Source organism: Hafnia alvei (genome assembly GCF_034424155.1).
Lineage (GTDB): Bacteria > Pseudomonadota > Gammaproteobacteria > Enterobacterales > Enterobacteriaceae > Hafnia > Hafnia alvei.
Genome location: NZ_CP139992.1, coordinates 3,154,407 through 3,175,017 on the forward strand (window position 1 = coordinate 3,154,407; position 20,611 = coordinate 3,175,017).

Sequence of the window (20,611 nt, forward strand, 5' to 3'; positions counted from 1 at the left end):
GATTACACGGCGGCGTTATAAAACTGCTCAGTATCGGCATGCAGCAGTTGTTCAGTGAGGTGCTGCTGTTGCTGATTGTCGCCGTGTTCAGTTTCGGTCAACTGAGGGTTTAGACCCAGTTTGCGGAACAGCTGAACGTCTTTATCTTCACCCGGATTCGGCGTGGTAAGCAGCTTGCAACCGTAGAAAATGGAGTTGGCTCCCGCCATAAAACACATGGCCTGAGTTTGCTCATTCATCTGCTCACGACCAGCAGAAAGACGCACATAAGACGTTGGCATCATGATGCGCGCCACAGCAATGGTACGAATGAAATCAAAGGCATCCACATCGTCGTTATCCGCTAACGGCGTTCCTTTGACCTTAACCAACATATTGATCGGCACGCTTTCCGGCGCTTTAGGTAAATTCGCTAGCTGCGTGAGCAAGCCGGCTCTGTCACGTACGGTTTCACCGAGCCCAACAATCCCCCCCGAACAGACTTTAATACCGGCATCACGCACTTTTTCCAGCGTATCCAAACGCTCCTGATAGCTACGGGTCGTGATGATACTGCCGTAAAACTCTGGCGAGGTATCGAGGTTATGGTTGTAATAATCCAGCCCCGCATTGGCTAAACGGTTGGCTTGTTGGTCGGATAGCGTTCCGAGCGTCATACAGGTTTCCATCCCCATGTCTTTGACGCCCTGCACCATTTGCTCAAGGTACGGCATATCGCGATCGTGCGGGTTTTTCCATGCAGCGCCCATACAGAATCGTGTAGAACCGGCGGCTTTGGCCTGTCGCGCAGAGTCCAGAACCTGCTGCACTTCCATCAGTTTTTCGGTCTCTAAACCCGTTTTATAGCGTGAGCTTTGCGGACAGTATTTGCAGTCTTCGGGGCAAGCACCGGTTTTAATCGAAAGCAGCGTACTTACCTGCACCTGACGCGGGTCAAAATGCTGGCGATGAACCTGCTGAGCCTCAAACATTAACTCGAGGAACGGCTTTGCAAACAGAGCTTGGGCTTGCTCTAATGTCCAGTGATGACGATCTGCCATGATGGCAACTCCCTATTCAATTTGAGGGGAAAAAGTGTCGTCAGTTTAGAAAAAAGCGGTACACTGTCAACCAAATGATCACAATTTTAGTTTACCAATACCTATTATGACCCCATCTGATATCGAGTTCGACCGCCGCCACATCTGGCATCCGTACACGTCAATGACCCAGCCATTGCCCTGTTATCCCGTGACTTCGGCGCACGGGTGTGAACTGCATTTGGAGGATGGACGTCAGTTGGTCGACGGCATGTCTTCTTGGTGGGCCGCGATTCACGGATACAACCATCCCGCGCTGAACCAGGCCGTGACTCAGCAACTTTCAGCCATGTCACACGTGATGTTTGGCGGGATCACTCATCCTTCCGCCGTTGTGCTATGTCAGCGTTTGGTGGACATTACGCCTGAAGCACTTGAGTGCGTTTTCCTCGCAGATTCCGGTTCCGTCGCCGTGGAAGTGGCGATGAAAATGGCATTGCAGTACTGGCATGCTCGCGGGGAGAAACGTCAGCGTTTTCTAACCCTAAGCAACGGCTATCACGGTGATACCTTTGGCGCCATGTCGGTATGCGATCCAAAGAACTCCATGCACAGTTTGTATCAGGGCTACCTTCCTGAGCATCTGTTTGCACCCGCACCACAGTGTGCTTTTGGCGATGAGTGGAATGAAATGGACTTTGTGCCTTTCGCCCGCTTGCTATCGGCGCATCATCAGGATATCGCGGCGGTTATTCTGGAACCTATCGTTCAAGGCGCGGGAGGCATGCGTTTCTATCATCCACGCTATCTTAAACTGGTTCGAGCCGCCTGCGAGCGTCATGGGATCTTGCTCATCGCCGATGAAATTGCGACGGGATTTGGCCGCACGGGCAAACTTTTTGCCTGCGAGCACGCGGGGATCACGCCAGATATTTTATGTTTAGGTAAAGCGATTACCGGTGGCTACATGACCCTATCTGCCACAATCACCACGCGAAATGTGGCAGAAACAATCAGCAACGGCGAAGCGGGATGCTTCATGCATGGCCCAACGTTTATGGGTAATCCACTCGCCTGTGCCACGGCGGTGGCCAGTTTAGATATTCTTGCCAGCGGAGAGTGGAAAACGCAGGTTGCGGCGATAGAGCGCCAGCTACAGCAAGAGCTCTTGCCGCTTAACGATCACCCTCAGGTGAAACAGGCTCGCGTCCTAGGGGCTATCGGCGTTCTTGAAACGCATAAAGCGGTGAATATGGCTAACTTACAGCGCTATTTCGTCGAACAAGGGGTTTGGGTGCGTCCTTTCGGTAAGTTAATTTATCTGATGCCACCTTATATTATTTCTGCCGAACAGCTCACCAAGCTCACTCGAGCCGTATCCATGGCCTTAGATCAAGCCGAACATTTTCTGGACTAGCGTAATTAAAAAAACCTAGCAGTAACCCTGAAAGTTCAGAGTCTCTCATTCCTGTCTACGCTTATTAGCGAGATCACCTTTTGGTGGTCTCGTTTTTGCTTAAATAATAAGCGTCATAACGATAACTCACACCTATGAGTGTGAATACGCACTAATAATCGAATTAGACAGGAGTTTTAGATGAAGAAATGGCCACTTGCGCTGATGGCTTCAGCGCTTTCTCTCGCACTATTACAGGGCGCTAACGCCGCCTCAATGCCCGCCGTTGAGGCAAAAAACGGCATGGTTGTTAGCTCTCAACATCTGGCCTCTCAGGTTGGGGTTGATATCCTCAAAATGGGAGGCAACGCCATTGATGCCGCTGTCGCCGTTGGTTACGCTCAGGCGGTGGTTAACCCTTGCTGCGGTAATATCGGCGGCGGCGGTTTTATGACCATACATTTAGCCAACGGTGAAGATACTTTCATTAACTTCCGTGAAACGGCACCGGCCGCCGCTAGCGCCAATATGTATCTCGATGAGAACGGAAACGTGAAGAAAGGCGCTAGCCTCTATGGTTATCTTGCCGCCGGTGTTCCGGGAACGGTTTTAGGGCTCGATACCGCGCAGCGTAAATATGGCAAACTGACACGTCAGCAGGTGATGGAACCGGCTATCAAACTGGCTCGCGATGGCTTTATTCTCAATCGCGGTGATACCGATATTTTAGATACCACCATTGCTAAGTTTCGTGACGATCCCGAAGCCGCGCGCATCTTTTTACGTCCAAATGGCGATCCCCTTCAGCCCGGCGATCGGCTGATTCAAGCCGATCTGGCTAACACACTTGAATCTATCGCACAAAACGGCCCCGATGCTTTTTATCAGGGGAAAATCCCTCAGGCCGTTGAAGCCGCGGCGAAAAAAGGGGGTGGGATCCTGACGGCTAAAGACTTCGCCGATTTTCGCATCGCAGAAACTGCGCCGATTACCTGCTCTTATCGCGGCTATGAATTTGTATCTGCGCCACCGCCAAGCTCTGGTGGCGTCACGCTTTGCGAAATTCTCAACGTTTTGGAAGGGTACGACCTCAAGGCATCGGGCTTTAATTCTGCCCAAACCATTCATACCATGACGGAAGCAATGCGCCATGCCTATATGGATCGCAATACGTTTTTGGGCGATCCGGCATTTGTGAAGAACCCTACGGAAAAACTGCTCAGCAAAGAGTACGCCGCCGAAATTCGTAAGCAGATCCAGCCTGAGATCGCTACGCCTTCGAGCCGCGTTCAACCGGGTATGGAACCTCATGAAAAACCAGAAACTACGCACTACTCTATCGTTGACCACAACGGTAATGCGGTTTCCACCACCTATACCATCAACGGACGTTTTGGCTCCGTCGTGATTGCGCCCGGCACCGGATTTTTCCTCAACGACGAGATGGATGATTTCACCGTTAAAGTGGGCGAGCAAAATATGTATGGCTTAGTACAGGGCGCAACCAACGCCATCGCACCGGGTAAACGCCCTCTGTCATCCATGACGCCAACGCTGGTGACTAAAGATGGCAAAGTCTTTATGGTTGTTGGCTCTCCGGGTGGCTCGCGAATCATCACCATCACATTGCAAACGGTATTGAACGTTATCGATCACGGCATGGCACCGCAAGAAGCCGTCGATGCCCCGCGAATTCATCACCAGTGGCTGCCGGATGAAGTTTACTTCGAACAGCGCGGCCTCTCGGCAGACACCCAAAAACTGTTGCAGGAACGCGGCTATAAACTGGTTGAGCAAACCCCTTGGGGAGCCGCTGAACTCATTATGGTCGGTCTGCCGGGCGCCGCCGGTGTTAGCTCAGAGAGCTCGGGTAATGACTCGGCGGTATCCGGGAAAGTGCGCGAAGGCTTTATCTATGGCGCTAATGACGTTCGGCGTCCTTCGGGTTCTGCCGTTGGCTACTGATTAGCAAATCGAGCCTACTTCCGCCCCTAGAGACTAGGGGCATCCCCCTTTGTGGCCGTTTATCTGTTAGAATACCCTTTCTTTTTTTCACGCAGGTGCGCGCAGCTGCATCATTGGGTGAAAACTTCTCAACGTCTATGTGCTGTCATTTTCCTTTCAAACGATGAAGAAGAGATCAAGATAATGCCGTCAGTTTCCTATGACCGAACTCAGGTTGCTCATTGGTTAGGTCATGCGACCTTGGCCAAGGCGCGAGATTACTCGCGAGCCGTTTCGCAACTCCACTGGCAGGGCAATATGCTCACGGCCAAGGTACAAGGAACCGAAAGACGCCCCTACGCGGTGGTTATCTACTTCCACGATAAACAAAACCAGTTACGCATTGAGGGCGAGTGCTCGTGCCCCGTGGGTTTTAACTGTAAACACGTTGCCGCCGTTCTTTTGGCGGGCCTCGAAGAGCAAGAACCCACCGCCACCGGTGCGCGGCCTGAGCTGTTACGTTGGCTAGAGGCCTTTCGCGCGCAACAGACATCTTCTATTGCGGCTAAAAAACCCACTCAGACCTTAGCCTATGTCTTGGCATGGTCAGAACACCGACAGCATCATGAAATTCGGCTCTACAAAGCAAAGTTAGATAAAGACGGCTCCGTACGCAGCATCGATCAGCAGTGGCACAATATTGAGCCCGCGCTGGCTAAGCCGCCTAAATTTGTTACGCCTGAAGATTTTCAAATCCTGCGCGAGCTGTGGATCGAACGACCGCGTAACGGCATAGCAGCGTTTGAACTACAGGGAACCAGCGGCGCTGAGCTGATTCGCAAAATGATGGCAACGGGCCGTTTCTTTGTGATTGATTCTAATGAGCCTTTGTATCTGGGCGAGCAACGCCCGGGTGAAGTTCAGTGGCAGCGCTTGCCCGATCATCGTCTGCGCCCCATATTGCAGGTTCAGCCTCAGGCATCATGGGTGTTGCCCACCACGCCGCCGTGGTATATCGATACGCAAAGCGGCGAAGCGGGCACCGTTGAACTCAATCAGCCCTTCGCTCAGTTAGATGAATTCTTGTCCATGCCTCCGATTTCACTGAGTGAAGCACCATTAGTAGCTGCGGTTCTGGGCGAAATCGCGCCTGAATTCCCTCTACCACCGAGTATGAGCTCTTCAGAGCTTCGCGTTATTGACGTCGAACCCGTTCCCGTTTTGCAGCTTGATACCCAAAATGTCTATATGGGCGGTTTTGGCAACTATGGCTATCGTAATTGGCCTCTCGACTTTGCGACTTTTTCCTTCGATTACGATGGAATTAGCGTTGATCCTAAACAGGACACCACGCTATTCCCCGCAGACAACGGCAATGTGATTCAAATTCAGCGACGTAGCGATATTGAAAAACAACGCGCCAAAGAGCTTAAAAATTGCGGCCTAGAACTCATTACGTTAAGCGATAAAACTCGGCCGCCGACATTACCCGATACCATTTACGGCCTGCCAAACCCTGAGAGTTGGCCTTCGTTTGTCAGCCATACGCTGCCGACTTTGGAAAACAAAGGCTGGCGTATTGTGATGACCCACGATTCCAACTTTAATATCATTGAAATCAACGATATTAGCGGCAGCATCCAGTCAAGCGACGAAGGCTGGTTTGACGTTGAAATGGGTATTCTAGTCGGCGACCGTACCGTTCGTCTCGAGCCATTGTTGGCTGACCTGTTTCGTCGCGATCGCCGCTGGTTAGACGGCGAACTCGAAACCATCGACGATGATGAAGGCATTATTCTTAGCACCGAGCAAGGCGAGCGTTTGCGTATCGCTGCCAACCGCCTCAAGCCGGTCGTTCGCGTACTTGTCGATCTGTTCGCTCAATTAGGCCATGGCAAGGAAACGCTGAAGGTTTCCGCGCTTGATGCGGGCCGACTGGCCGCCTTAAGCGATACAGGACGCTGGCAGTTCCACGGAGAAACCTCCATTCAGGCTTTAGCCCAGCGTTTACAGGATGGGCCGGGAGTACAGCTGGTGGCGGTTCCGACAGGCCTTCAGGCAACGTTGCGTGGCTATCAGCATCAAGGCCTGAGCTGGATGCAATTTCTGCGCGAACAAAACATCTCGGGCGTGCTGGCCGACGATATGGGGCTGGGCAAAACGGTGCAAACGCTGGCGCATATCCTGCTGGAAAAAGAATCAGGCCGGCTCGACCGTCCTGCGCTTATCGTGGTACCCACTACCTTAGTACACAACTGGCGCGAAGAAGCGGCACGTTTTACTCCCGATCTTAATGTTCTGGTTCTCAGCGGGCCGCAGCGAAAAGATCTCTTTGATCGCATCGAACAGTGCGACCTGATTTTGACCACCTATTCTCTGCTGTGGCGAGATCAGAAAGTCCTCACTCAACATGATTACCATCTGTTGATCCTTGATGAAGCACAGTACGTTAAAAATGCGACAACGCGTGCAGCCACCGCATTACGTGACCTCAATGCACGCCATCGTTTATGTTTAACCGGCACGCCGCTGGAAAATCATCTGGGTGAAATTTGGTCGTTATTCGACTTTTTGCTGCCTGGTTTCCTCGGCAGCCAAAAAGAGTTTAACCAGCGCTGGCGTGTGCCTATCGAAAGAGACGGGGATACCGTGCGTCGTGACTTATTGGTTCGACGCATTCGCCCATTCATGCTGCGCCGCCGCAAAGATGACGTCGCTACTGAGCTACCACCAAAAACCACGCTGTTACGCACCGTTGAGCTGAAGGGCTCACAGCGCGATCTGTATGAAACAGTACGTACCGCGATGCAGGAAAAAGTTCGTACCGCCATTGACTCTCAAGGCATGGCGCGCAGCCATATTATCGTTTTGGACGCATTGCTTAAACTGCGCCAAGTTTGTTGCGATCCTCGCTTGGTCAATTTGGAAAAAGCGGCGTTGGTGAAAGAATCAGCCAAGCTCGAGCTGCTGCTCGAACTCCTGCCTGAGATGATCGATGAAGGTCGCCGTATCCTGTTGTTCTCGCAGTTCACCGGCATGCTGGATCTAATCTCACAGGCATTGGATAAAGCCGGCATTGCCTACGTCACGTTGACCGGCTCAACGGCGGATCGTCATGCGCCAGTACAGCGTTTCCAACGGGGCGAAGTCCCCCTGTTTTTAATCAGCTTAAAAGCTGGCGGCGTTGGGCTAAATCTAACGGCGGCTGACACGGTGATCCATTACGATCCGTGGTGGAATCCCGCGGCTGAAAATCAGGCTACCGACCGTGCACACCGAATGGGGCAAGACAAACCGGTGTTTGTTTACAAACTGATTGCCGCTGGCAGCATTGAAGAAAAAATCGTGGCGCTGCAGGATAAAAAAGCCGCGCTGGCTGACAGCATTTTATCTGAAGATACCAGTGGGTCTGCGAAGTTCTCGGCTGACGATCTTAGCGCGCTGTTTGAGCCGATAGATTGACCCCGTGAGCTAAGCCGCACCGACAGTTTTCCGTTTTTCAAATCAGCGTTGAGGTGTAACATTTGTCCTTAATGAGAACTCGCTGATTATAAACAGACTTATTATTAACCATTAAAGGAATGCGTATGAGCTACCGCATGATTGCGCTTGATCTGGACGGCACCCTGCTAACCAGTCGTAAACAGATACTGCCTGAATCGCTGGCTGCGCTGGATTTGGCACGCAAAGCAGGTTTAGAAGTGATGATCGTTACCGGTCGCCATCATATTGCCATTCATCCCTTCTATCAGGCGCTTAACCTCAACACCCCAGCTATTTGCTGCAATGGCACCTATCTGTATGACTATCAGGCGCGCAGCGTGCTGGCGTCAAACCCGTTGACCGCTGCGCAAGCTCATCAGGTGTTAAAACGCCTAAACGATGCTGATATCCACGGCCTGATGTACGTCGATGACGCTATGCTGTATCAGCAAACTAGCGGCCATGTCATTCGCTCTCATGCTTGGGCGGAATCTCTACCAGAGAATCAACGTCCAACTCTGCTTCAGGTTGAAAGCCTCCAGCAAGCCGCAAACGATGTTAAAGCTATCTGGAAGTTCGCTACCTCCGATACCGATATTGCCAAACTGCGCGCTTTCGCTAACGGCATCGAATCGGATCTGGGACTCGCCTGTGAATGGTCTTGGCACGATCAGGTCGACGTTGCGCAAGCGGGCAACAGCAAAGGTAACCGGTTAGCTGAGTACGTCGCCTCACGCGGTATTGATATGTCTGAAGTCATCGCCTTTGGCGATAATTTTAACGACATCAGCATGCTAGAAAGCGTCGGACTAGGAGTTGCTATGGGCAATAGCGCCGACGAAGTCAAAGCGCGCGCCAAAGCCGTTATCGGTGGGAATGAAGAAACTTCTATTGCCGATTTCCTAAAGCAAAAAGTTCTATAGTTTCATTCAACCGACGCCGCAAGGTATCTATTCGAGCCAACCGTATTCGAGTCAACCGATCTTAAAGGGTGAGGGAGGTGTATTCCCTCACACCTTAGCTACGTTTTAGCTTACTGTTCTTGATATCATTTCTCAGATATGATTGAACAGTAATCTAATCAGCCGCATCACTGCGACGATGAACTCTAAAACAACAATTATTGCTGATAATAGACTCATCCGTTTGCTCCCTGCATAAGGAGCATGACGCCTGCATGACTTACCTTTACATTGCCTATCGCCACACTGGGATCACATGTTAGGGCGATCGTGCCATACTCCAAGCCAAGGCACCGGTCAGCACCACCTGTTCCAGCTAGGACTTAAGAAATCTTCTTTCATCCACGTTGGCATGCCTCCCTAACGACACTGATTATATATACAGCTTCTCACGTCTATATATTTCGCCAAATTTACAATTATCTTAAGTTATTTGTGTATTGATACGGGTATGAACCTATCGCTATACTCTTCCCGTTAGGGTGATCGTGCCGTGCATTTTTCGCCTTCGGCAACCAACCGTTAGGCGCACAAACAAAAAACTCCGCACAAGGCGGAGTTTTTTGTTTTATTCATCTGTGAATATTAGCGGCTGATCGACACACTTTTAATTTGCGCATACAGCTTTTGCCCCACGTGAATATTGAGTTCATCACGCGCCCACGGAGTGATGCGCGCCCATAAGATCGCCTCTCCCACCGTTAGCTTTACTTCCACTTGTTGGTCAACATCCAAGCACTCTACTACCGTGGCTGCCAAAATATTACGAATGCTCGTCGCTGCGGGAGGTTCTAAAACTAACGACACATCCGCAGCATTAATGCGTATGCGCAGCTGGCTCTGTGGCGCAGCATCGAGTTTACCCACCCAAATATGCTGCTCACCGAGCGATAGTGCCGTCATGGCATAGTGCTCATGGTGCTTTAATACGCTGACATTGAGCACGCTGCTCTGCTCTTCTTTTTGCAGCCAAGGACGTAAAGCACTGCTCGCCCAAACCTCTTCAAGCTCGCCAAACGCACGGACTTGGCCTTGGTCAAGCAACAACACATATTCAGCCAAACGTAAAATTTCATCCATGCTGTGGCTGACATAGAGGATGGGGATATTCACGTCTTGCGCCAAGCGCTCTAGATACGGCAGAAGCTCACGTTTACGGGGAACATCTAACGAAGCCAAAGGCTCGTCCATCAGCAAAACTTCTGGAGCCGTTAACAACGCGCGCCCAATTGCAACGCGTTGCTTTTCACCACCCGACAAGCTAAATGGAAAACGGTCCAGCAGTGCCTCAATACCTAGCAATTTAACGATGCTGTCAAATTGCGGACGCATCGACGCAGCCATGCCGTATTCCAGATTTCCACGCACACGGTAATGAGGAAACAAACGCGCATCTTGAAAAACGTAGCCAATGCGGCGCTTTTCCGGCGGTAAACAAATACGGCGCGCAGTGTCGACTAACGCCCTACCATTGAGAACGACAGACCCTTTTTGCGGACGAGTCAGCCCCCCGATCACATTAATAAGCGATGTTTTTCCCGCGCCGGATAATCCAAAAATAGCCGTAATGCCCTTTGAGGGAAGCGTTGCTTTAACGTCGAGATTCAAATCGCCAAGGCGCTGATGGATATCGAGTTCTAACATGCGTCTTAGCCCCCCAGCCGCTTCTGGCTCCATCGCGCCAGCCATTCAGACAGCAGCAATGAAACCAAAGATAAAACAATCGCAATGGCACACAGACGAGCGGCATCCGCTTCTGCACCCGGTGTTTCAATCAGGGTATACATCGCGAGAGGAATCGTTCGGGTTTCGCCAGGGATGTTGGACACAAAGGTGATAGTTGCGCCAAATTCACCGAGCGAGCGAGCAAACGCCAGCACGGTTCCAGCCAGAATGCCGGGGAACGAGAGCGGCAGCGTAATGGTGAAAAATACCCGCCAGGGATTTGCTCCCAGAGTGCGCGCAGCCAGCTCCAGCTTGGAATCAACCGCTGCCAATGCGAGGCGAATGGCACGAACCATCAGAGGAAAGGCCACCACCGCAGAAGCTAACGCCGCACCATGCCAGCTAAAACTGAAACTAAAACCAAACCAGTCATAAAGCCACGCACCAATCACGCCCTTACGGCCCATGCCGATTAATAGCAAATAACCAATCACAACCGGAGGTAAAACCAGCGGCAGATGGATAATGCTATCAAGCAGAGACTTGCCGGGGAAATTGCAGCGCACCAACACCCACGCAGTAAAAATACCGACGGGTAGACTAAAGATAACGGCCGTTCCTGCCACCTGTAGGCTCAGGACGACCGCTTCCCACTCATATGCACTCAGAAACATTAGCGCGGGGTAAATCCATAACGGGTGAAGATAGCCGCGGCTTCCGGCGTGCGCAGATAGTCATAAAATGCTTTTACCGCTGGCGTTTGTTTATCTTTCACAATGGCCATTGGATATTCAACAGGCTTATGTGAATCCGCTGGGAAGATACCAACAACTTTCACTTTTTTGCTCGCGACAGCATCAGAGCCGTAAACAATACCTAAAGGTGCTTCATCGCGTTCCACCAAGGCCAGCGCTGCGCGTACATCGTTAGCACGCGCCATGAGTGGAGACAGCTCATCCCACGCACCCAATTTCTGTAATGCTTCTTTCGCATAAATGCCAGCAGGGACGTGATCAGGATCGCCCACCGCCAAACGGCCACCGTTCAACAATGCTTTCCAATCGGTTTTTTTATCGATATTCACTTTATCGATTTTGCTGTCTTTCGCCGCCACCAACACCAAATCGTTGCCCAACAACGTGATACGGGTATCAGCAACCATCGCTTTTTTATCAATCGCAAAATCCATCCACTGCTGATCTGCGGAGATGAAGAGATCTGCTGGAGCGCCTTGATCAATTTGGCGCGCAAGTGTGGAAGAGGAGGCAAAGGAAGAAACAACTTTTACGTCTTTTCCTTTTTCATACTGTGCAGCAATATCTTGCAGTGCGTTAGTTAAGGAAGCCGCCGCAAATACGGTAACTTTTTCTTGTGCGATAGCAACCTGACTTACGCCAACGGCTAAAACCGTACCTACAACCAACTTATTCCATGCTTTCATCAGTGACCCCATTAAAATGATGTGATGCCCATACGTTATGTATTTGATTATATGACGTGAGCGACATCAGTGTCACTGACAATATCGGTGCGATATCAGTAAACATGAAGTGAGTTTGATTTATCGAAAAAGTTTGCAGCATCTCAAACAAAAACGCCCAGCTATCATCGCTGGGCGTTTCGTAAAAAATATCACGTTTTAGTGATTAGAACGTTTTTCATCAGAATGACCAACGCCGGAGAAAATGTTAAACACCTCTCCCAAGCCATAAATCAAGCCAAGAATGGCAGCCATAACCACGGGAACCATGATTGCAGCAAATACCAAACTCTTTAATAATTCCAACATAACAGCCTCACTCAGTGTTGGTTGCAGCAATTCAGCCACACTATCTCATACTGACTCATAATACAGAATCTCGCTGCATATATTAAACAGCTTAGCGTAAATTGTACGCCCTAAACGTGCGGTCTGAAGTTATTCGCATATGCGGTTTGCGTCTTAGGGGCGTTATCAGCGAAAATGAAAGCATAACCTGTGAAGGATGAACCCTATGCAAGCCGAAATTTTACTGACGCTAAAACTCCAGCAACGCCTGTTTGCCGATCCGCGTCGGATTGAATTACTCAAACAGGTACGCCACACCGGTTCTATCAGCCAAGGCGCTAAGCTAGCAGGAATTAGCTATAAAAGCGCTTGGGATGCCGTGAATGAGATGAACCAGCTTTCCGAGGAGTCGTTGGTCGATCGCGCTACCGGCGGTAAAGGCGGCGGCGGCGCCAAAATCACCCGCTACGGTGAGCGCCTGATTGCCCTTTACGATCTTCTTGGGCAGATCCAGCAAAAAGCGTTCGACGTGCTAAACCAAGACGATCTTCCTTTAGATAGCCTGCTGGCGGCGATCGCGCGTTTCTCCTTACAAACCAGCGCCCGTAATCAGTTTTTTGGCACCGTTACCGAACGCGACCACCAGCAGGTACAGCAGCACATCAGCGTACTGCTCGCCGATGGGAAAACCTTATTGCGTGCCGCCATCACGGAACAAAGCGCCGAACGTTTAGCGCTGGCTCCTGGTAAAGAAGTGCTGGTATTAATCAAAGCCCCGTGGGTGAAATTAACCACCGACACCGCACTCGCTCATGCCGCAGATAACAACTTAACCGGCACCGTGAGTCACATTCAGTCGGGTGCTGAAAACAGCGAAGTTCTGGTAGAGCTAAACGGCGGTGTAACTCTCTGTTCTACCGTTGATAATCAAACCATGGCCCATCTAAAACTGAGCTTGGGTGAAACGGTAACGGCTCAGTTCAATGCCGATCAGGTGATTTTAGCCACCTTGGCCTAAGCACCGATGCCGATAAAATAGCGCTCCCTCCTTAATCGGAGGGATATCGCACCGTTATCATTCTTTCGTGTAAAATCTCCCGCTGCTCGCCTTGACACCCCATGGCGTACTGATTATCCCTAATAGCTGAAAACTTTTTAGGGAGCCGTATGCCGTATGACCTCATTAAGCTTTAGCCAAGCACGCTTTCGCCTTGGCGATACTCGGACGCTTTTTTTACCGGAACTCACCCTTCATTCTGGCGAAAGCTGGGCGTTTGTGGGTGCAAATGGCAGTGGAAAATCAGCGCTGGCGCGGGCGCTCACGCAGGACTTACCACAGCTTAACGGCGAAACAACATCGGCATTCGCTCACCCTATCCGCCTTTCTTTTGAGCAATTGCAAAAACTGCTCAGCGACGAATGGCAGCGCAATAACACCGACATGCTTAGCGAAGGCGAAGATGATACCGGCCGTACTACCGCCGAAATTATTCAGTCTGAAGTGAAAGATTCAAAACGCTGCCAACAATTAGCCGCTCAGTTTGGTATCGAACCGTTGCTCGAACGCCGTTTTAAATATCTTTCGACCGGTGAAACGCGTAAAGCTTTACTGTGCCAAACGCTGATGAGCCAGCCTGATTTGCTGGTGTTGGACGAACCCTTTGATGGATTAGACGTTAACTCACGTGCGCAACTCGCACAGATGCTGCAAACGCTAAACGCTCAGGGCGTGACAACGGTGTTAGTGCTCAACCGGTTTGATGATATCCCTGATTTTATTGAGCATGTTGGCGTGTTGGCAGAATGCGAACTCACCCACGTAGGGAATCGCTTAGATGTCTTATCACAGGCGTTAGTCGCGCAGTTAGCTCACAGTGAAAGCCTTGCGGATATGCGATTGCCTGAAACTGAAGATCCTCGCCAACAGGATCGGTTACCCCACGATCAGCCACGTATCATCCTGAAAAATGGCTGTGTTCACTATAACGATCGCCCCATCCTCAACCATCTTGATTGGCAGGTCGATCCACAACAGCATTGGCAGATCGTCGGTCCCAACGGGGCAGGTAAATCTACGCTGCTCAGCTTAATCACCGGCGATCACCCGCAGGGATATAGCAACGATCTCACATTGTTTGGCCGTCGTCGCGGCAGCGGTGAAACCATTTGGGATATCAAAAAACACATCGGCTATGTAAGCAGCAACCTGCATCTGGAATATCGCGTTAGCATCAGCCTGCGTAACGTCATTTTGTCCGGTTTTTTAGATTCAATTGGCATTTATCAGGCGACGTCCGACAGGCAGGAAAAACTGACCGACCAATGGCTGGAAATGCTGGGCATGCAGGCACTGAGTCATCACCCTTTCCACGATCTTTCATGGGGGCAACAGCGTTTGGCGCTGATCGCTCGTGCGTTAGTAAAACATCCCGCATTGTTAATTTTAGATGAACCATTACAAGGGCTTGACCCTATTAACCGCCAACTGGTTAAGCGCTGGATTGACATTCTGATGACCGATGGCAATAGCCAGTTGCTGTTTGTTTCTCATCACGCAGAAGATGCCCCCGATTGCATCACTCATCGCCTGGCGTTTATCGCCGAGGGCGATTCCTATCGCTACCAAATCGATCGGTTATAACACCCAGCTCATCCGCTTTGCCTCTTTTTACAGGGCTTTACTTGTCTTAAAGCCCGCTTCTCAGAGCAGTTAACTAATTTCTCTGTGTTATCATTCAAGCTTAAATATAAAACACAAAGGAATATCTATGTGGGGTGCTCTAGCCGCTTCCTTAGCCGTGCTTTCGTTTCAACGACAGCTATCCGCTTTTTTACTTCTCTCTGCTACCGCGCTGGCGTTCAGCCAAGGCATTCTTAATTTTAATGCTTTAGCCTTTATGGCCGTTGTCGTGCTTGCTGGGCTAGCCCGCTATCGCTGGGAACATCAGCAAAAAGGCGGATTCAACAGCGAAATCTTACTCGTGTTAGCCGCCATCGTGCTGTTTCTGCACATGGTACCCGGCTTCAATAACCCTAAAATCCTCGACAAAGTGATTGCCGGTCCACACAGCGCACCGTTCTCGATGTACTACAACTTCGACAAAGCGCTGGTTCCTTTCATTCTCTTACTGGCCCTGCCCACCTTATTCCGTGCACCTCTTGCAGCGCCACGGCCGGCGTGGAATTGGGTTGTGCTTGGCATTAGCGTGCCCGTTTTATTACTTATCGCCGTGGCTCTAGGCGGCTTGCGCATCGAACTTCATCAGCCCGCGTGGCTATGGCAATTTGCACTGGCTAATCTGTTCTTTGTTTCTTTGGCAGAAGAAGCGCTCTTTCGTGGCTATCTGCAGCAACGCCTCAGCGGCTGGTTAGGCCACCTTCCCGCGCTGATGATTACCGCGGTTATTTTCGGTCTAGCGCATTTCGCAGGCGGTTGGCTGATGGTAATTTTTGCCGGATTAGCTGGCGTGATTTATGGTCTGGCGTGGATGTGGAGCGGTCGGCTATGGGTGGCAACGCTGTTCCACTTTGCGCTGAACATCATCCACCTCTTGTTCTTTACCTATCCGATGTATCACGCGTAACCCTTAAATTTATCTGCCTCACGGGTCTTCGCCTGAAGACCCTATTTTATCGCTCAAGTTTTATATTCTTCGCCGTGTAACCGTTACCACTCATTCTCGATTTATATGAACTTGCAGACAGCCTTATCACGCCGCACAATAGACCTTTATCGGAATCTGAGCCGTTTGCATTGTTGTGTAAACGATTCCATTTATTTAGCATAGATCACCTTTTTCACGGTTTTCTCATGCTACCTTTACTGCATTGAATGTTCCAAAGGAGCGAATCATGATTGTTTTAGTTACTGGTGGTAGCGGTTACATTGGCAGCCATACCTGCGTACAGTTAATCGCCGCTGGGCATACGCCGATCATCTTAGACAATCTTTGCAATAGCAAAGCCAGCGTTTTGGAACGCATCAACACTCTGACCGGCACCACGCCAACCCTTTATCAAGGTGACATTCGCGACCGCTTGTTACTTGACCGTATTTTCGCTGAAAACCAGATTGACTCGGTGATCCACTTTGCGGGGCTAAAAGCCGTGGGTGAGTCAGTGCAAAAACCGCTGGAATATTACGATAACAACGTGAGCGGTACGTTAACGCTGCTAGAAGCAATGCGCGAAGCAAATGTCAAAAATATGATTTTCAGCTCTTCCGCAACCGTGTATGGCGATCAGCCAAAAATCCCTTACGTTGAAGATTTCCCTACCGGAAACCCATCAAGCCCTTACGGCCGCAGCAAATTGATGGTTGAGCAAATCCTCGAAGATCTCCACCGTGCCGATCCGGAATGGAGCGTTAGCCTGCTGCGCTATTTCAATCCGGTTGGCGCTCATCCATCTGGATTAATGGGTGAAGACCCGCAGGGCATTCCTAATAACCTGATGCCTTATATCGCTCAGGTTGCCGTAGGCCGCCGTGACTCTTTGGCGATTTTCGGCAATGACTATCCAACCGAAGATGGCACCGGCGTACGTGATTATATCCACGTGGTCGATTTAGCCGACGGTCATTTGGCCGCGCTCAACGTCATGACAAACAAGCCTGGCGTACACATTTACAACCTCGGCGCAGGCGTTGGTTATAGCGTGCTGCAAGTGGTGAACGCCTTCAGCAAAGCCTGCGGCAAACCGGTGAATTACCACTTTGCCCCCCGCCGTGCAGGCGATCTTGCCGCGTACTGGGCGGACTCCACCCGGGCAGACAAAGACCTCAACTGGCGCGTCACCCGCACGCTGGACGATATGGCGCAGGACACCTGGCGCTGGCAGTCACAGAATCCGCAGGGCTATCCCGAATAAGTCCCTGAATAATATTTTAAGGAGCACCGATAATGACCACATTTAATCCGGTCGATCACCCTCATCGCCGTTATAACCCATTGACAGATCAGTGGGTGTTGGTCTCTCCGCACCGTGCCAAACGCCCGTGGCAGGGTGCACAGGAAACACCGTCGAATCAAACGCTGCCACAGCATGATCCAGACTGTTTTCTGTGTGCGGGCAATACGCGTGTTACCGGCGATAAAAATCCCGATTACACCGGCACCTATGTTTTTACTAACGACTTTGCGGCGCTGATGCCGGATACCCCTGATGCACCGCAAAATGACGATCCTTTGATGCGCTGTGAGAGCGCACGTGGCACCAGCCGCGTTATCTGTTTCTCACCCGATCACAGCAAAACGTTGCCTGAACTTTCCCTGCCCGCTCTTGAAGAGATCGTTAAGACCTGGCAAACCCAGAGCGCCGATCTTGGGAAAACCTATCCGTGGGTGCAGGTATTTGAAAATAAAGGCGCCGCGATGGGATGCTCTAACCCGCATCCGCACGGACAAATTTGGGCTAATAGCTTCCTCCCTAATGAAGCTGCGCGCGAAGATCGCCTACAGCAAACCTATTTCGAACAGCATAAAACGCCAATGCTGCTGGACTATGCCAAGCGCGAAATGGCCGACGGCAGCCGTACCGTGGTGGAAACCGAACATTGGATTGCCGTGGTTCCGTACTGGGCCGCGTGGCCTTTTGAAACGCTGTTGCTGCCGAAAACACACACCTTGCGCATTACCGATCTCAATGCCGAGCAGCGTGCGGATTTAGCCCTTGCACTGAAAAAACTCACCAGCCGCTACGATAACCTGTTCCAGTGCTCTTTCCCGTACTCCATGGGCTGGCACGGTGCGCCGTTCCATGAGGTTGACTGTGTACACTGGCAGTTGCACGCACATTTCTATCCCCCACTGTTGCGCTCTGCAACCGTGCGTAAATTTATGGTCGGCTACGAAATGCTGGCCGAAACTCAGCGCGATTTAACGCCTGAGCAAGCCGCTGAACGTCTACGCGCAGTAAGTGACGTCCATTACCGTGAAGCCAACGCCAAATAAGGAAACGAAAATGAGTCTGCAACAACTTACTACCGTGACACAGGATATTTTTAATCGTTATTTTGGCTATGCTCCGGCAATGACGGTACAAGCACCCGGCCGTGTAAACCTGATTGGCGAACATACGGATTACAACGATGGCTTTGTATTGCCCTGCGCTATTGATTATCAAACCGTGATTAGCTGCGCTAAGCGCGACGATCGCAAGGTGCGCGTGATTGCCGCCGACTACGATAATCAACAAGATGAATTCTCTCTTGATGCTCCATTTGAATCCCATCCCACCATGATGTGGAGCAACTACGTGCGCGGCGTACTGAAATATCTGCAAATCCGTAATCCTAACTTCGGCGGCGCAGACTTAGTGATCAGCGGCAACGTCCCGCAAGGTGCAGGGCTGAGCTCATCGGCCTCGCTTGAGGTTGCCGTGGGTCAGGCATTCCAAGCACAGTACAACCTGCCTTTAGACGGCGTTCAGTTGGCGTTAAACGGTCAAGAAGCAGAAAACAAATTTGTCGGCTGCAACTGCGGCATCATGGATCAGCTAATCTCTGCACTGGGCGAAGAAAAACACGCGCTGCTGATTGACTGCCGCTCGCTGGCGACGCGTTCGGTTCCTATGCCTAAGGACGTTGCGATCGTGATTATCAATTCCAACGTTAAGCGTGGACTGGTCGATAGCGAATACAACACCCGCCGTCAGCAGTGCGAAGCCGCAGCGCAGTATTTCAACGTAAAAGCCCTGCGTGATGTCACGCTGGCCGAATTCGAAGCTAAACAGGCTGGATTGGAAGCACTGACCGCGCGCCGCGCCCGTCATGTGATCACTGAAAATGACCGCACTGAAGCGGCCGCCAAAGCGCTTGCCTCAGGCGATCTTAAACTGATGGGCACACTGATGGCGGAGTCCCACGCCTCAATGCGTGATGATTTTGAAATTACCGTCAAACCTATCGATATGCTAGTTGAAATCGTGAAGGACGTTATCGGAGAGCGCGGCGGAGTTCGTATGACGGGCGGCGGCTTTGGCGGCTGTATCGTCGCCCTGATGCCGTTGGACCTGGTTGAGGAAGTTCGCACCACGGTTGAACGTGAATATCCGGCACAAACCGGCCTGAAAGAAACCTTCTATGTCTGCTATCCATCACAAGGAGCCAGCGTATGCTAAATTTTGCTGATACCTCCCGTGCACCGGACGGCGAGCCGTTTCAATTCACCACGCTAACCAACAGCGCTGGCAGCATTGCCACATTCATGGACTGGGGCGCAACCTGGCTTTCATGCCAGATCGCGCTGAACGACGGCAGTTTGCGTGAGGTTTTGCTCGGCTGCCAAACGCCCGAGCAGTTTACCGAACAGGGTGCCTTTTTAGGTGCTACGGTAGGTCGTTATGCCAACCGTATCGCTAAAGCACAGTATGTGTATCAAGGTGAAACCGTCGTTTTACATCCGAGCCAAGGTGAAAATCAGCTTCACGGCGGGCCTGAAGGATTCGACAAACGCCGTTGGAAACGCATTTCACATGATACTCATCATGTGACCTATCAATTAGACTCTGCCGATGGCGATCAGGGTTTCCCCGGAAATCTCGTTGCCCAAGCAACCTATCGCCTCACGGAAGATAACCGCGTTGAGATTAGCTGGCAGGCAAAAGTGGATAAAACCTGTCCGGTGAATTTAACCAACCATGCCTACTTCAATTTAGACGGTGATGGCAGCACGACCGATGCCTTAGCACAAAAGCTTCAGCTTTTTGCCGATCACTATCTTCCGGTGGAAAGTGACGGGATCCCCTGCGGAGATCTTACCGACGTCAGCGGCTCTGGCATGGATTTTCGTAAGGCCAAGACCTTGCAACAGGATCTGCTGAAAGATCGCTGCCAGCAGCGCGTGAAAGGTTACGATCACGCCTATCTGCTGCACAGCACCTGTCATCATGCACAACACCCTGCGGCGATCCTCACCTCAGCCGATGCTAAACTAGAGATGCAGGTTTTTACCGATGCCCCAGCCCTTCAGCTCTACAGCGGTAACTTTTTGGCCGGAACGCCCGATCGTCGCGGAGCACAATATGCCGCTTATGCCGGTGTGGCGTTAGAAAGTGAGTTTTTACCTGATACCCCGAATCATCCTGAATGGCCACAGCCGGATTGCTTTATTAAACCGGGTGATGTTTATCAAGCCGCAACGACGTATTGGTTTGTGGTGAAGGGATAGCAGCCAAAATACAGGTATGGCGTAAATTACGTCCGCCCAAAATATTGAGTCTTGCATCTACACCGTGCAGGCGTCCGTGTTAGGGGGCCAATCGCCGCCCCCTAACAACCCGGCTTGGCACCGTTCTTCAGCCTGCTTCGCAGGTTCCCTCATCTCGTCATTCCGGCTTTAACGGAACGAACGGCAATCGCCATCCTGGCTCCTCC

The 20,611-nt window shown here is 51.2% G+C and carries 16 protein-coding genes; 11 read left to right on the forward strand and 5 right to left on the reverse strand.

The annotated features are described in order from the left end of the window. Positions 1 to 2: 2 nt before the first annotated feature. Positions 3 to 1,040 carry a biotin synthase BioB gene (gene bioB, locus U0008_RS14730; RefSeq protein ID WP_025797528.1) on the reverse strand — a complete coding sequence of 346 codons (1,038 nt, stop codon included), beginning with the start codon at positions 1,038 to 1,040 and terminating at the stop codon, positions 3 to 5. 106 nt (positions 1,041 to 1,146) lie between these two features. Between bioB and bioA the strand changes: the two genes are divergently transcribed. From bioA to U0008_RS14750, 4 genes are all read left to right on the forward strand, one after another. Further along, a complete protein-coding gene (gene bioA / locus U0008_RS14735) occupies positions 1,147 to 2,436 on the forward strand; it encodes an adenosylmethionine--8-amino-7-oxononanoate transaminase (protein WP_080723960.1) in 1,290 nt (429 codons plus the stop codon). A 180-nt stretch (positions 2,437 to 2,616) separates the two neighbouring features. Next, complete coding sequence (gene ggt, locus U0008_RS14740) at positions 2,617 to 4,380, forward strand: gamma-glutamyltransferase (protein WP_043494492.1); 1,764 nt, start codon at positions 2,617 to 2,619, stop codon at positions 4,378 to 4,380. Positions 4,381 to 4,563: 183 nt separating this feature from the next. After that, entirely contained in the window at positions 4,564 to 7,821 is a 3,258-nt protein-coding gene (locus U0008_RS14745; RefSeq protein WP_043494501.1) for a DEAD/DEAH box helicase, read from the forward strand. Positions 7,822 to 7,946: 125 nt separating this feature from the next. After that, positions 7,947 to 8,765, forward strand: a complete 819-nt coding sequence (locus U0008_RS14750; RefSeq protein ID WP_025797520.1) for a pyridoxal phosphatase — start codon at positions 7,947 to 7,949, stop codon at positions 8,763 to 8,765. Positions 8,766 to 9,389: 624 nt separating this feature from the next. Here the strand turns inward: U0008_RS14750 and modC are convergent. The 4 genes from modC to U0008_RS14770 all read right to left on the reverse strand — a co-directional run bounded on the left by modC (position 9,390) and on the right by U0008_RS14770 (position 12,258). Next, positions 9,390 to 10,448, reverse strand: a complete 1,059-nt coding sequence (modC, locus tag U0008_RS14755) for a molybdenum ABC transporter ATP-binding protein ModC (RefSeq protein WP_043494508.1) — start codon at positions 10,446 to 10,448, stop codon at positions 9,390 to 9,392. 5 nt (positions 10,449 to 10,453) lie between these two features. Next, positions 10,454 to 11,143, reverse strand: a complete 690-nt coding sequence (gene modB / locus U0008_RS14760; protein WP_025797515.1) for a molybdate ABC transporter permease subunit — start codon at positions 11,141 to 11,143, stop codon at positions 10,454 to 10,456. Beyond that, positions 11,143 to 11,910 carry a molybdate ABC transporter substrate-binding protein gene (gene modA, locus U0008_RS14765; RefSeq protein WP_193065831.1) on the reverse strand — a complete coding sequence of 256 codons (768 nt, stop codon included), beginning with the start codon at positions 11,908 to 11,910 and terminating at the stop codon, positions 11,143 to 11,145. The genes modB and modA overlap by 1 nt, the downstream gene beginning before the upstream one ends. Positions 11,911 to 12,108: 198 nt before the next feature. After that, positions 12,109 to 12,258 carry an AcrZ family multidrug efflux pump-associated protein gene (locus U0008_RS14770; protein WP_025797511.1) on the reverse strand — a complete coding sequence of 50 codons (150 nt, stop codon included), beginning with the start codon at positions 12,256 to 12,258 and terminating at the stop codon, positions 12,109 to 12,111. A gap of 205 nt (positions 12,259 to 12,463) precedes the next feature. On the opposite strand from U0008_RS14770, the gene modE reads away from it, so the two are divergent. The 7 genes from modE to galM all read left to right on the forward strand — a co-directional run bounded on the left by modE (position 12,464) and on the right by galM (position 20,405). Then, a complete protein-coding gene (gene modE / locus U0008_RS14775; RefSeq protein ID WP_043494511.1) occupies positions 12,464 to 13,255 on the forward strand; it encodes a molybdenum-dependent transcriptional regulator in 792 nt (263 codons plus the stop codon). Positions 13,256 to 13,411: 156 nt separating this feature from the next. Then, positions 13,412 to 14,878 carry a molybdate ABC transporter ATP-binding protein ModF gene (gene modF / locus U0008_RS14780; RefSeq protein WP_043494514.1) on the forward strand — a complete coding sequence of 489 codons (1,467 nt, stop codon included), beginning with the start codon at positions 13,412 to 13,414 and terminating at the stop codon, positions 14,876 to 14,878. A 127-nt stretch (positions 14,879 to 15,005) separates the two neighbouring features. Then, on the forward strand, positions 15,006 to 15,821 hold the full coding sequence (locus tag U0008_RS14785; RefSeq protein ID WP_043494518.1) for a CPBP family intramembrane glutamic endopeptidase: 816 nt from the start codon (positions 15,006 to 15,008) through the stop codon (positions 15,819 to 15,821). A 268-nt stretch (positions 15,822 to 16,089) separates the two neighbouring features. After that, positions 16,090 to 17,106, forward strand: coding sequence for a UDP-glucose 4-epimerase GalE (gene galE / locus U0008_RS14790; protein WP_025797504.1), 1,017 nt, complete (start codon positions 16,090 to 16,092; stop codon positions 17,104 to 17,106). Between the two features lie 32 nt (positions 17,107 to 17,138). After that, entirely contained in the window at positions 17,139 to 18,188 is a 1,050-nt protein-coding gene (galT, locus tag U0008_RS14795; protein ID WP_043494520.1) for a galactose-1-phosphate uridylyltransferase, read from the forward strand. A gap of 10 nt (positions 18,189 to 18,198) precedes the next feature. Continuing rightward, complete coding sequence (galK, locus tag U0008_RS14800; protein ID WP_043494523.1) at positions 18,199 to 19,356, forward strand: galactokinase; 1,158 nt, start codon at positions 18,199 to 18,201, stop codon at positions 19,354 to 19,356. After that, entirely contained in the window at positions 19,350 to 20,405 is a 1,056-nt protein-coding gene (gene galM / locus U0008_RS14805) for a galactose-1-epimerase (RefSeq protein ID WP_043494526.1), read from the forward strand. Before galK ends, galM begins: the two co-directional genes overlap by 7 nt. The last annotated feature ends 206 nt before the right edge of the window (positions 20,406 to 20,611 follow it).